This window comes from Gordonia hongkongensis (genome assembly GCF_023078355.1).
GTDB classification, from domain to species: domain Bacteria; phylum Actinomycetota; class Actinomycetes; order Mycobacteriales; family Mycobacteriaceae; genus Gordonia; species Gordonia hongkongensis.
The window spans coordinates 471,279-484,752 of record NZ_CP095552.1; the positions used below are offsets into that span (position 1 = coordinate 471,279).

Sequence of the window (13,474 nt, forward strand, 5' to 3'; positions counted from 1 at the left end):
GCGATTAGTAGTTTGCGCGAATTCTCGCATAGTGTCAAGCGGTGGCTTCGAGATCGTCTGAACAATTGACTGACTATCCGCGCCCCAACGTCGCCGTCGACATCGCCGTGCTGACCGTCGCTGCAGGTGCTGTGCACGTTGTCGTACAGCGGCATCCCGACTCGGGGCGCGTGGCTTTGCCAGGTCGGTTCGTGAGGGAGCGACGTTCGGTCACTGACACCGTGCGTGAGGTACTTGAGCTGAAGCTGGGGCTCTCGCCCGATCACGTTCATCCGCATCTTCTGGCGGTGTTCAGTGATCCTGATCGAGATCCACGGGGCTGGACGATCTCGATCGCGCATGTGGTCGCGTTGCGAGCCGACGACCTGGGTGGGGTGACCGGAGAACTCGTCGAGGTGACGCCGGACGGGGCTCTGGCTTCAGGGGAGCGGCTGCTGTACGACCACGACGCCATACTGGCAGCAGCCACCGACAATCTGCGCGAGCGCTACGAGGACAAGCCCGACCCGGACAATCTGCTGCGGGAGCCGTACACCCTGTCAGAACTGCGAGAGCTTCACGAGGCGATCCTGGGGCGACGCTTGATGCGGGATTCGTTCAACCGGCGGGTCCAGCCTCTGCTGGCGCCGCAGACCGACGGCGACGGAAACCCGGTCACACGTGTCGCCGGCGGCCGTCCGGCGCGGCTGTTCGCGAAGGAGGCGCCGCCGACGGCAACCTTCGGATGGCGGTTGCCGAGTGCGGATCCGCCGGCTTTCTGATGCGAAAGAGTCTTCAAATCGCTGGTCCCTACCTGCGAGTCCTGCGCCCTGGTCCTCAGTGGGGGCAGGATGAGTGACAGTCGAGGTGTCGACGTAGATGAACCGCCTGGTGGAAGGGGAACGCGGTGGTGACAGTACTTCCTGCGACTCCGCGATTCGCGGCGTCGAGTGAAGAGACTGTGTTCAAGGCGATCGTCGGACAGTTGCTTGAGGACGACCTGCTGATCGTCGGACAGCGCGTCACCGACCACGCGAAGGATCACGAGATCGATTTCCTCGTTGCCATCGCCGGCGCCGGAATCGTCTGCGTCGAAGTGAAAGGCGGTGAAGTGTGGCACGACGGAACATCGTGGTGGCAGGAGCGGGCAGGGCAGTCTGCCAAACGTATCGACCCCGTCGGGCAGGCCCGCGGCGGCTGCTACGCACTGCGAGAGTTCGTCGAATCGGATCCGAGATGGACTCAGGGGCGGGTGAGATGGGATCACATGGCCGTGTTCCCGCACTCGGAAGTCGGGCCCGCGTTCGCGCTGGCGGACTGTCCGCGGTGGAAGATCGTCGACCGCAATCAGATTGAGCAGATATCGCCGCTGATTCGAGAGGTTCTGCTGCAGAAAGTCGGGAGCCTTCCGGTCCTCGACGGTCCCGGGATCGAGCAGCTCGCCACGGTGCTGAGCGGGCGTGGCCTGCCGCAGCGCGACGTTGTGGCCCGCGCGCTGGAGAACGAAGAGGTGGCCGACGCTCTGACCTCTCAGCAGGCTGTCATCCTACGGGCCGCCCATCAACTCCGTCGCGTCGAGATCCGGGGTGGCGCCGGAAGCGGCAAGACGTTCCTCGCCATCGAACAAGCTCGGCGTCTGGCGCGTGACGGACAACGTGTTGCGCTGGTTTGCTATTCACACGGACTCGCTTCGTATCTCGAGCGGCTCACCGCAACCTGGAGTCGCAAGGAACGACCCGCCTATGTGGGCGAGTTCCATGAACTGGGAATCACGTGGGGAGCCGCAAGCGGACCCGACGAGCAGGAGCGCACCAAGGCCGCGTCGGACTTCTGGGAGTACACGCTGCCGCAGCAGATGTACGAACTGGCCCAGGCGCTTTCGCCGGGCAGGCGATTCGACGCGATCGTGGTCGACGAAGCGCAGGACTTCGCCGACGAATGGTGGAAGCCGATGCTCGCCTGCCTGCGTGACGAGGACACCAGCGGGATCTTCGTGTTCAGCGACGAGGCCCAGCGTGTGTTCGCTCGGCAGGGGTCGCCGCCCGTCGACCTGGTGCCACTCGTCCTCGACCACAATCTGCGCAACACCAAACAGATCGCAGAGGCGTTCAAACCGCTCGTCGGACAACGGATGAGGCTCAACGGTGGCGACGGGCCGTCGGTCCGGTTCATCGCCTGCACGGCTGAGGAAGCACTCGGTGTGGCCGACGATCAGATCGACCCGCTGCTCGAGGACGGATGGCGCCCGGAAGACATCGCGCTGCTGACGACCGGCAGCCGACACGAGGAACAGAAGGCGCGCCAGTCGCAGGGAAACCGGGAGTACTGGTCGTCGTTCTGGGATGCCGAACAGGTCTTCTACGGTCACGTGCTGGGTTTCAAAGGTCTGGAACGGCGCGTCATCGTGCTTGCGCTCAACGAGGAGAAGTCGTGGGAGCGGTCACGCGAGCGGCTCTACGTCGGGCTGTCTCGGGCGCGTGATCAGTTGATCGTTTGCGGAGACCCGCAATTCGTTTTGGAGGTCGGCGGTCCCGAGGTGGCCCGGCGTCTCGTTCCATCAGGGGACGGAACGCGTAGATCTCGCTGATGTGTTGCCGCGCGCGAGCCGGACGGACGCCGAGACTTCACCTGCGCTTCACCAGCCATTGGAAGTGCTACGCCACGCTGGCGCCCATGGCCCGACCTCATCGAGCAGACCGTCCCACGTCCAGGCGCACGATTCTGCGGACTGCCGCTACGGGGGCGCTCCTCGTCCCGGTCGGGTCCGCGCTGGCAGCCTGCGGGTCGTCGAATCCTGGTTCGGCGACGCCGAGTCTGGTCAGAAACCGGCCGGTCCTCACCCACGGGGTGGCCACCGGCGAGGTGACCAGCGGAGGGGCGCTGGTGTGGGCGCGGTCGGACCGGCCGGCGACCATGATCGTCGAGACCGCATCGAGCGAGTCCTTCGGCGCTGCACGGAAATTCCGCGGACCGCAGGTGACGCCCGCCGGCGACGGGACCGGCCGACTGCGGGTGGCCGGCCTGGAGCCCGGCCAGACCGTGCACTATCGCGTCACCTTCGAAGGTGAGGACGGCGCGCTCTCCGAACCGGCGACCGGAATCTTCACGACAGCTCCGGTACGAGACGGCGACATCAGGTTCCAGTGGTCCGGCGACGTGGTCGGGCAGGGGTGGGGCATCAACCCCGATATGGGCGGGATGACCATCTTCGCCACCATGGCCGACCGTGACCCGCAGTTCTTCATCCACTCCGGCGACGCCATCTACGCCGACAACCCGGTCGAGGCGACTCAGGAACAGAACGACGGGAAGACCTATCGGAACATCACCAGTCCGGCGAAGGCTCAGGTGGCGCAGACCGTCGAGCAGTTTCGTGGAAACTACGCATACAACCTGACCGACGACCACTTCCGACGCTTCGTCGGATCAGTCCCGCAGCTGGTGCAGTGGGACGACCACGAGGTCGTCAACAACTGGTTCCCCGGGGAGAGTCTCGAGGGGCAGGGCCGCGAGGGATACACCGAGATGAGCGTCGACGTATTGGCGCGCAACGGACGTCAGGCCTGGCAGGAATGGCAACCCGTCGAGATCGGTGCCTCGGATCGTCTGTACCGCAGGGTGTCATACGGTCCGCTGCTCGACGTCTTCATCCTCGACATGCGCAGCCACAAGGACCCGAACCCCGATGCGTGGTCGAGGGACGACGTCGACGGCTTGCTCGGTTCGGAACAGGCCCAGTGGCTCATCGACGGACTGCGGGGTTCGACGGCGACCTGGAAGATCGTCGCCAATGACCTGCCGCTGAGCATCGTCGTGGAGGACAAGAACACGACACCGCCGGACGGTCCGAAGGCGATGGAAGCGGTGGCCCAGGGAGATGAGGGCGATCCGCTTGGTCGTGAGATCGCGTTCTCCCGCATCCTGTCTCAGACGAAGAACGTCCGGAACGTGGTGTTCCTGACCGCCGATGTCCACTACACCGCCGCGATCTCCTATGAGCCCGACCGTGCCGGCTTCAAGGACTTCGCCCCGTTCTGGGAGTTCGTCGCCGGACCGCTGCACGCGGGTGCGTTCCCGGAGAGCCCGTTGGACAGCACATTCGGTGCCGAGTACGAATTCGTCCATGCGCCCACCGAGTCGAATGTGTCACCGGCCGAGGGGTTTCAACACTTCGGCGAGGTGACGATCGACGGCCGGACCAAGGTGCTGAGCGTGGATCTGGTCGACGCGTCGGGCAAGACCCTGTACCGAAAGGACCTCGAGCCGGCGTCGTGACGACCCGTTGACAGAGTGCGGGATTCGTCCCGGAATCCGGTGCCGTTCCCGCACTCTGCGGAAGCTGCTCACTCGCTCAGCGGCCGCAGGAACTCTCCGGTCACCTCGACAGCGGGTGCGGACGACCCGCCTCCGACGACGAGCGTCGCGAACGCCAGGTCCCCGACGATCCCGGCGAACCAGCCATGCGGGTTCTTGTTGTCGCCGTACTCCGCCGTGCCGGTCTTGCCGCCGAGGCCGGGGATGTCGCGTAGTGCGGTTGCCGTCCCGCGGGTGACGGTGTCACGCATCATGCCTCGGAGCGCACGAGTGATGTCGCCCGGGATCTGTTGCGGTTCCACGTCTCCCGTCGTGTCCCTCCCGCGAACCAGACCGGGGGTCACGGTCTCACCGCGCGCGAGGCTCGCCTCGGCCAGGGCGAGACCGAAGGGGCTGACGGTCACCGTACCCTGACCGATACCGTTCTCGACCCGCAACGCAGGCGAATCGGCGCGGGGCACCGACCCGGTGACGGTCGTCAGGCCCGGAACGGTGTAGTCCGCGCCGATGCCGAACCGTCGTGCCATTGCGGTGAGCGCGTCGTCGGGCAGCCTGTTCGCGAGGGCGCCCATCGTCGTGTTGCACGAGCGCGCGAAAGCTGTTGACAGTGGCACGGTCCCGAGGTCGAAGTCGTCCTCGTTCGGGATCGTCCGACCTTCGATTGTGGTGCGGCCAGGACAGCGGACCTGTGACGTCGGTTGCACGGCTCCGGCGTCCAGTGCTGCTGCGGTCGTGATGGTCTTGAACGTCGAACCCGGAGGGTAGAGCCCGGACAGTGAGACCGATCCCGACCTGTCGGCGGCGTCGTTCTGCGCGACGGCGACGATGCCCCCGGTGGACGGCTTGATGGCCACGACCATGGCAGGGCGTCGTTCGCCGTCGACGGCGAGTTGCGCACGGGTCTGGACATCGCGATCGAGGGTCGTGCGTACCGGTGGCGTGACACCGGGTTGCGCCGAGTCGACGAGATGAGTGGGTGTGCCGTCGGCGCCGACGATCTGGACGGACCACCCCGCCGTGGCGTCGATGTGCTCGCGCCAGATCTCCTCGAGTCCCGACATCGCCGGCGAATGCAGTGCTCTGGTGGCGCTGAGCAGCGCGCCCTGCTCGTTGAGCGCGACACCCGGGATCGGCTCCACCGAGCGCCGGACGCGCCGGAGATCGGACTCGCGGAGCCGGATCACCGTGTGCTGCGGCGCATTGTTGCCTGCGAAGGCCGCGCGGATACCGGCGGCGGTCATACCGGGTTCGACGGGTCGGAGGGCGCGGGCGAGCATCTCCGCCGAATCGAGTTGCGCGCGTTGCAACGCGACCAGGGTGACGGCCTGCCAGGTCATGAGCGGCCGATCGTTGGTGTCGAGGACCGGCGTCCGGTAGGCGCGATCGTCGCTGTACGAGAACGATTCCCCGGCACGGAGTTGCCGGTGCAGGACGGAGGGCTGCCACCGGATCTTCCATTGGGAATCCGACTCGGCGAGAACGACAGAGGTCTGATACTCGACGCTCCGATCGCGGATCTGCCAGCGATGGTCGAGTGTGCCGCTGACCTCCTTGTCGTCGACCAGGTCGGCCGCGACCGAGAGCTTGGGCGTGCGGCCCATGCCATCGAACATGGCGGTGATCGCCGCGCCTGCCGCGGTCGGATCGTCGGTGAGCGCCGCGGCTCTGGTGGCATCGCCCTCCTGCAGCGCGGCCGCGAACGACCGTAGCGCGTCCTCAGGTGATTCTGAGGACAGGAAGCAACCCGACATCGTGCCCACGATCGCCATACATGCACTCACCAGTGCCCACCATCGACGCATGACCCGAGCCAACCCATCGGGACGCCGTGATGCCAAGTTTCGGCACGCGATCGGCCGATAGCGGTTCGCTATCGTCGCTGTTCCTGGTCCGGTTTCAGGTCAGTCATCCGGTCTTCGGAGTTCGGTGACAATCACGCGGGCCACCTCTCCGATGGCGCGGTCGACCTCGGGTAGCGCCATCTCGGATCTCGCGCTCATCGTGAACACCGCGACCGCGATCGGCACTTCGCCGGGGAACTCGATGACGCCGATCTCGTTGCGAACGGCGACGAGCGTGCCCGTCTTTCCCGCGACGCTCACCCGGCGGAAGGGAAACCCCGATGCGAGGCGCGAAGTGAAGACCTGTTTCCTCATCGTCTGGCGAATGAACTCGCACGACGCGGTGGACGCTGCGCGATCGGTCCAGATCGCGTCGAGCAGCGTCGTGCAGTCGCGCGGTGTCGCAGCACTGGAGTAGGCGGCGTCGTAGGCGCTGACCGAGGCGTCGAAGTCGGGATCGGCCAGGGCGGCGAAGGCCTCGGCGACGGTGCTCGTGCCGGTCTCCCGCTGCAGACGCGCGTGCGATTCGGCGACACCACCGACGATGCGGGTGTGTGTGAGGCCGAGGTCGACCAGGTCGTCGTGGATCTGCGGCAGTCCGATGTGGGCGAGTATGACGTCGGCGGCGACATTGTCCGAGACGGTCATCATCGAGGTGGCCAGGTCGCGCCAGGAAATGATGACCGGGTCGGAGAACAAGGCGAGCCCGGTCGGGCCCTGAGCCCACCGGGTGGGATCGACGGTGGTTGACGCCGTGAGATCGATGTCGCCGCGATCTGCCATGCGGCACAGGGAGACCAACACCGCGAGTTTGTACACCGACGCGAGGACGACCGGGGTGTCGGCGTCGTGGCAGTACTCGACCGGCGTCGGACCGATGGTCCGAACATGCACGCACCCCGAACAGCCGGCGTCGGCGAAGGTCTCGTGGACAGCGCGGTCGAGCTCGGTGCGGACCGACTCGGGCAGGGGCGCCGACGAGCTCACGTCGCCTTGCCGATCCGGTAGAGGGCGGCGGTGACGACCTCCGCCACCTCGCTGAGGCCGGGTTCGCGGTAGACGACGCGAAGGCGCAGCGCGGTGGCGTCCGGTCCGACGGACAGGCAGCGAACGGCGTCGACCGCAGCAAGGACATCGCTATCAACGGTCAGCGCGAAGGCGTGCCCGGCAGCTACTGCCGCCAGTACTTGGTCGGCGGACGTCACCGGATTCAGCTGCGGGTCGAGGCCGGACTCTCGGAGCCGGTCGATCAGCTGGTCGTGCGCAGGCGGGTTGAACGCCCGTGGTGTGTGGCAGAAGTGCAACCCCGCGAGTTGACGCAGGCGCGGCCGGTCGGCATCTGCTGTCGGATGCGAAGCAGGCAGCACGACCGAACGCTTGAGGACGACGATCGGGCCGCTGCTCAAAGAGCCGGTGACACAGGGCGCTTCGACGACCGCAAGGTCGAGTGACCCGACCGACACCTGTTCGACGAGATCGACCGTCGAGGAGCTGACCGTGTCCTGTCCGGACGCGACCCCGGCGATGCGGCGTGCCAGCGTGGCCGTGATCGTCGGGCCGACCAGTGATGGGGTACCCCAACGCAATACCTCGGTCCGCTGGTGCAGCCGCCGGGCCTCGCCGACGAATCTCGAGGCGTCGTCGACGAGTAGACGCGCGCGCGGAAGCAGTTCGCGTCCGGCATCGGTGAGTTCGGCGCCGCGAGTGGTGCGTCGGATGAGCTGGAGTCCCAGCTGCTTCTCCAGGCGACGCAGACCCTGCGACACCGGCGGCTGTGTCATCTCAAGGCGCGTAGCGGCCTCGCCGAAGTGGCCCTCCTCGGCCACGGCGACGAAGAACCGCAAGTGCCTGATCAGATCCACGGGTTCCAGGATGGCATGGTTGCACCCGGGAAGGCTTCAGCTGGGAAGTGACCACACACAGCGCCTGACGTTGGGGCAGTATGCGTCGCATACCGGACCCAAATGCCCCAACTCGATATGTGACCGTGCACGATCCTGCACAACTCCGCAGTGGTCGACGTTTCGCTGACAGATCCGTTCCTGATCATCTGTCAGCGCAAGAACACCGCTGCCGCGTCGGCGAGGTCGAGCAGCGGTTGCGGAAAGATACCGAGCGCGACCGTCACCAGAGTGCACAGGGCGATGCCAGACGTCGTCAGCACACTCGGTTTCACCACGTGCGGGGCGCCGGAGGTGGGGACGTCGTCGAAGAACATGGCGACGATGATGCGGACGTAGACGTAGGCGGCGATGGCGCTGCTGATGACGCCGATGACCACCAGGACGCCGCCGCCGGAACCGGCCGCGGCGGCGAAGACGTCGAATTTGGCGATGAAGCCACTGGTCAGCGGAATGCCCGCGAAGGAGAGCAGGTACACCGAGAACATGGCGCCCACCAGCGGGTAACGGCGCCCCAACCCCGACCACTGGGTGAGGTAGGTGGCCTCGCGGCCGGACAGGTGCGGGTTTCGCGGCAGCGGTGACGTGCCGTGGATGGCGACTGTGCGGGCGGAGGGACCGGAGTCGGTGTCGGGCTCGCGGATGACGGCGACGGTGGCGAAGGCGCCGAGAGTGGTGAACGCGTAGGCGGCGAGGTAGAACAGCGTGGCGCCGAGTCCGGCCTCGTCGAAGGCGATCAGGCCGAGCAGGATGAACCCGGCGTGCGCGATGGACGAGTACGCGAGCATCCGCTTGACGTCGTTCTGGGTCACCGCCATGACCGAGGCGATGACCATCGACGCGATGGCCACCGCCCACAACGCGGGTTCCCACTGCTCCCTCAGGCCCGGGAAGCCGACGTAGAAGACCCGGAGCAGCGCGCCGAAAGCGGCGACCTTGGTGGCGGCGGCCATGAATGCGGTTACCGGCGTCGGAGCGCCCTGATAGACATCGGGAATCCACGAATGGAACGGCACCGCACCCACTTTGAAGAGCAGGCCGACGGCGAGCAGCGCCAGCCCGATGAGTGCCAGTGTCGTGTCACCGCCGCTGTCGGCGGTCGCCGAGATCGACGCACCGATCGTCGAGAGGTTCAGCGAACCCGTGGCGCCGTAGACGAAGGCCGCTCCGAACAGGAAGAACGCGGACGAGAACGCGCCCAGCAGAAAGTACTTCAGGGAGGCTTCCTGCGAGATGAGGCGCCGACGCCGGGCCAGTCCGCACAGCAGATACAGCGGGAGCGAGAACACCTCCAGCGCGATGAACATCGTGAGCAGGTCCCCACACGCCGGGAACAGCATCATCCCGCCCACCGCGAGCAGGGCCAGGGGAAAGACCTCGGTCGTCACCGCTCCGGCGCGGGTGGCCTCGAACTCGGCATCGGTGTTGGGTACCGAGGCACCGGAGGGGGTGAACATGTCGGCGTCCACACCGCCACCGGCCGGGCCGCCACGCGTGGTCGCGTCGTCTCCGCCGCCGACCCCGGCGAGCCTTCGCATCGTCACCGGTGCGACCACTCGCTCGAGTCGGCGCTCGGCCATGAACCCGACGGCGACGACCGCGATGATCAGCAGCAGCCCTTGTAGATACAGTGCCGGTCGGTCGATCACGACCGCACCCGACATCGCGAACTCGCCGTTCGCGCCATCGTGTGTCTGCGCGACCGCCACCGCGATCAGGGCACCCAATCCGACGACCAACCCGCCGAGCGCGAGCGAGAGTTGCAGGGGATACCGCAGACGACGCGGCGCGAACGCCTCGACCAGGACCCCGACGACCCCCACGCCGAAGACGATGAGCATCGGTGCGAGAGATGCGTATTCGACGCTGGGGGTGTCGATGGCGGCCAGCGTCATCGGACCGTCGACGAGGGTGGTCGATGTCATCAGTTGCCCTCCGGATCAGACTCGGCGACGGCCGGTTCGGGCGCCTCGACGCCGACAGTGGTGAGGGTTGCCTGTACCGCCGGATCTATCAGGTCGATCATCGGCTTCGGATACACCCCCAGCGCGATGAGCAGAGCCAGCAGCGGAGCGACGACCACGAGTTCGCGACCCGCCAGGTCCCGCATCGACGACAAGCGGTCGCCGGCCGGTTTCATCGGCCCGCCCATCATGCGCTGATACGTCCACAGGATGTAGATCGCCGACAGGACGAGCGCCGAGCAGGCGATCACCGCGGCCACCGGGTAGCGGGTGAAGGTGCCGATGAGAACCAGGAACTCGCTGATGAACGGGGCCAGCCCCGGGAGCGAGAGGGTGGCGAGCCCGGCGACGAGAAAGGTGCCGGCGAGGACGGGCGCGACCTTCTGCACGCCGCCGTAGTCGGCGATCAGGGTGCTCCCACGACGTGATACGAGGAAGCCGGCGATGAGGAACAGTGCGGCGGTGGAGATCCCGTGGTTGACCATGTAGAGCGTCGACCCGGTCTGGCCCTGGTCGGTCATCGCGAAGATGCCGAGGATGATGAAGCCGAAGTGCGAGATGGAGGTGTAGGCGATGAGCCGCATCACGTCGGTCTGGCCGATTGCCAGGACCGCGCCGTAGACGATGCTGACGACCGCGAGTCCGCAGACGAGCGGCGCGAAGTACTGGGATGCGTCCGGGAACAGCTGCATGCAGAATCGCAGCATCGCGAAGGTCCCGACCTTGTCGATCACGGCCATCATCAGCACCGCCGAGGCGGGCGTGGCGGCGACGGCGGCGTCGGGCAACCACGAATGCAACGGCCACAGCGGTGCTTTCACCGCGAAGGCGAACAGGAAGCCGAGGAACAGGAGTTTGGCCAACCCGGTCGAGTCATCGATCTGTCCGCTCGCGACAGCTGCGGCGATGTCCGGCAGCGCGAACGTCCCGCCACCGTCTGGGCCCACCCCGTCCTGGGCGGTCACCACGTACAGTCCGATGACCGCGGCCAACAGAAGGAGTCCGCCGAAGAGGTTGTACAACAGGAACTTCACCGCGGCTGCCGATCGGTTGGGTCCGGTGCCGAACCCGCCGATCAGGAAGTACATCGGGATGAGCATCGCCTCGAAGAAGATGTAGAACAGCAGCACGTCGAGCGCGACGAAACTCATCAGCACCATCGCCTCGGTGGCGAGGAACAGCGCCAGGTAGATGTGCGGGCCCTTCTGCGCGCGGCCACCCGAATTGTCCAGCGAGCCCGCCGACTCGGCATCGCGCCAGCCGGCCACGAGCAGCAGGGGCAGGAGCGCCGCGGTAAGCAGCACCAGGACGAGTCCGATGCCGTCGAGCCCCAGCGCATACCGCGTACCCAGCGCCGGTATCCAGCTGACGTCTTCGACGAACTGGTAGCGCTCCCCACCGGGATCGAAACCGGCCGCGAGACCGACCGAGAGGACGAGGACAGCCACGGACACCACGAGCGCGAACCATCTCGCCGCGGTCGCCCGGTGCGCCGGGACCGCGAGGACAAGGGCCGCGCCGACGGCGGGCGCAACCCAGAGGATGGTCAACCAGGGGATGCTCACAGGACGTTCACCGCCATCACCAGGGCCACGATCACGGTGGTACCCGCGAACATCGACAAGGCATACGACCGGACATAACCGTTCTGCCACCCGCGTATTCGACGCGACGCGCCGGTCACCGCATCACCGACACCACTGGTGAGCGCGTCGACGCCGTCGGACTCGACCGCGACGAGGCCGGCGGTGACCCGCTGACCCGGCCGCATCAGCAGCTCCTCGTTGACGGCGTCGCCGTACAGATCGCGGCGAGCGGCGACGGTGAGCACGGATACGTCCTCGGGCGCGGTCACCGGCACCGGTCGAGTCGCGTACTGACGGTAGGCGACAGCCACGCCGACGGCGACCACGAGCAGGATGATCGCCGTCATGGCCCACACCGGGACGAGATGGTGCTCGGTGTGTTCTCCGACAACGGGTTCGAGCCACGTCTCCAGCGATCCGCCGATGGCCAGAAGGCCGCCCGATGCAACGGAGCCGAGCGCGATCAGGATCATCGGGCCGGTCATGACACGCGGCGACTCGTGCGGGTGAGGTGCCGGCGCGTGCGTGCCGTCGTGCCAACGCTTCTCGCCGAAGAAGGTGAGCAACATGACCCGGGTCATGTAGAACGCGGTGATCCCGGCGCCGAGAAGTGCTGCGCCACCGAGGATCAGACCTTTCGCTCCACCCGCTCCGAACGCGGCCTCGATGATGTGATCCTTCGAGTAGAAGCCCGCGAACGGCGGCACACCGATGATCGCGAGATACCCGACGCCGAAGGTGACGAACGTGATCGGCATGAGGGCGCGCAGTCCGCCGTAGCGACGCATGTCGGTCTCGTCGTTCATCCCGTGCATCACCGAACCCGCACCGAGGAACAACCCCGCCTTGAAGAACCCGTGGGTGAGGAGGTGCATGATGGCGAACGCGTAACCCGCCGGACCGAGCCCGGCGGCCAGCACCATGTACCCGATCTGGCTCATCGTCGACGCGGCGAGCGCCTTCTTGATGTCGTCCTTCGCGCAACCGATGACGGCACCGAACAACAGGGTGACCGCGCCGACGACCACAACCCCGACCTGGGCGGCGGGGGCGAGGTCGAAGATCGGGCCCGAGCGCACGATGAGGTAGACGCCTGCGGTCACCATGGTCGCGGCGTGGATCAGCGCCGACACCGGCGTCGGGCCCTCCATCGCGTCGCCCAGCCACGACTGCAGCGGCACCTGCGCCGACTTGCCGCATGCGGCGAGAAGCAGCACGAAACCCAGTGCGGTGAGTGTCGTCTCGCCTGCCTGGGAAGCACCGTCGAACACCGCGGTGAAGGCCACTGAGCCAAAGGCGGCGAACATGATCATCAGGGCGACAGCGAGCCCGATGTCGCCGACCCGGTTGACGACGAATGCCTTCTTGGCCGCGGTGGCCGCCGACGGCTTGTGCTGCCAGAAACCGATCAGCAGGTACGACGCGAGTCCGACGCCTTCCCAGCCGAGGTAGAGACCCAGGTAGTTGTCGGCCAGGACCAGGACGAGCATGGCCGCGAGAAACAGGTTGAGGTAGGCGAAGAATCGGCGACGATCCGGATCGTGCTGCATGTAGCCGATCGAATAGACGTGGATGAGCGAGCCGACGCCGGTGATCAGCAGGACGAAGCACATCGACAGCTGGTCGAGGAGAAACCCGAAGTCGACCTGGAGCTCGCCCACCGGTACCCAACTGAACAGGACGTCCGACACGACGCGGTCGTCGGCAGATCGGGACACCATGCCGATGAACATGATCAGCGCCACCGCGAACGACGCGATCGCGAGGCCCGTCCCGAGCAAATGCCCCCACCGGTCCGTGGCGCGACCACCGAGAAGGAGGATCGCCGCACCCAGAAGCGGCAGAGCCGGTATCAGCCAGAGCAATGACGCAGTGAGTTCGGCGTTCAC

At 66.6% G+C, this 13,474-nt stretch carries 9 protein-coding genes; 3 read left to right on the plus strand and 6 right to left on the minus strand.

Translation table 11 applies throughout. The annotated features are described in order from the left end of the window. Positions 1 to 41: 41 nt before the first annotated feature. The 3 genes from MVF96_RS02075 to MVF96_RS02085 all read left to right on the plus strand — a co-directional run bounded on the left by MVF96_RS02075 (position 42) and on the right by MVF96_RS02085 (position 4,254). A complete protein-coding gene (locus MVF96_RS02075; protein ID WP_247451019.1) occupies positions 42 to 761 on the plus strand; it encodes an NUDIX hydrolase in 720 nt (239 codons plus the stop codon). Positions 762 to 886: 125 nt separating this feature from the next. Beyond that, positions 887 to 2,566, plus strand: coding sequence for a nuclease-related domain-containing DEAD/DEAH box helicase (locus tag MVF96_RS02080; RefSeq protein ID WP_247451021.1), 1,680 nt, complete (start codon positions 887 to 889; stop codon positions 2,564 to 2,566). An 86-nt stretch (positions 2,567 to 2,652) separates the two neighbouring features. Further along, positions 2,653 to 4,254: an alkaline phosphatase D family protein gene (locus tag MVF96_RS02085; RefSeq protein ID WP_247451023.1), complete on the plus strand. Its 1,602-nt coding sequence runs from the start codon at positions 2,653 to 2,655 to the stop codon at positions 4,252 to 4,254. Between the two features lie 68 nt (positions 4,255 to 4,322). On the opposite strand, the gene MVF96_RS02090 is transcribed toward MVF96_RS02085, so the two are convergent. The 6 genes from MVF96_RS02090 to nuoL form a co-directional block, all read right to left on the minus strand. Continuing rightward, positions 4,323 to 6,095, minus strand: a complete 1,773-nt coding sequence (locus MVF96_RS02090) for a penicillin-binding transpeptidase domain-containing protein (protein WP_247451025.1) — start codon at positions 6,093 to 6,095, stop codon at positions 4,323 to 4,325. A 99-nt stretch (positions 6,096 to 6,194) separates the two neighbouring features. Further along, positions 6,195 to 7,121 (minus strand): serine hydrolase, encoded by a 927-nt coding sequence (locus MVF96_RS02095; protein WP_247451026.1) that lies wholly within the window; start codon positions 7,119 to 7,121, stop codon positions 6,195 to 6,197. After that, a complete protein-coding gene (locus tag MVF96_RS02100) occupies positions 7,118 to 7,996 on the minus strand; it encodes a LysR family transcriptional regulator (RefSeq protein ID WP_247451028.1) in 879 nt (292 codons plus the stop codon). The genes MVF96_RS02095 and MVF96_RS02100 overlap by 4 nt, the downstream gene beginning before the upstream one ends. 191 nt (positions 7,997 to 8,187) lie before the next feature. Continuing rightward, positions 8,188 to 9,960: an NADH-quinone oxidoreductase subunit NuoN gene (gene nuoN / locus MVF96_RS02105; protein ID WP_247451030.1), complete on the minus strand. Its 1,773-nt coding sequence runs from the start codon at positions 9,958 to 9,960 to the stop codon at positions 8,188 to 8,190. Then, positions 9,960 to 11,564, minus strand: coding sequence for an NADH-quinone oxidoreductase subunit M (locus tag MVF96_RS02110; protein ID WP_247451032.1), 1,605 nt, complete (start codon positions 11,562 to 11,564; stop codon positions 9,960 to 9,962). The genes nuoN and MVF96_RS02110 overlap by 1 nt, the downstream gene beginning before the upstream one ends. After that, the gene (gene nuoL, locus MVF96_RS02115; protein WP_247451034.1) at positions 11,561 to 13,474 is read right to left on the minus strand and encodes an NADH-quinone oxidoreductase subunit L; all 1,914 of its coding nucleotides are present in this window, start codon (positions 13,472 to 13,474) and stop codon (positions 11,561 to 11,563) included. Before nuoL ends, MVF96_RS02110 begins: the two co-directional genes overlap by 4 nt.

Excerpts from the sequence above, each read along its gene's own strand:
- MVF96_RS02085 (WP_247451023.1), top strand. The coding sequence starts at position 2,653 with ATGGCCCGACCTCATCGAGCAGACCGTCCCACGTCCAGGCGCACGATT.
- nuoN (WP_247451030.1), bottom strand. The coding sequence starts at position 9,960 with ATGACATCGACCACCCTCGTCGACGGTCCGATGACGCTGGCCGCCATC.
- MVF96_RS02090 (WP_247451025.1), bottom strand. The coding sequence starts at position 6,095 with ATGCGTCGATGGTGGGCACTGGTGAGTGCATGTATGGCGATCGTGGGC.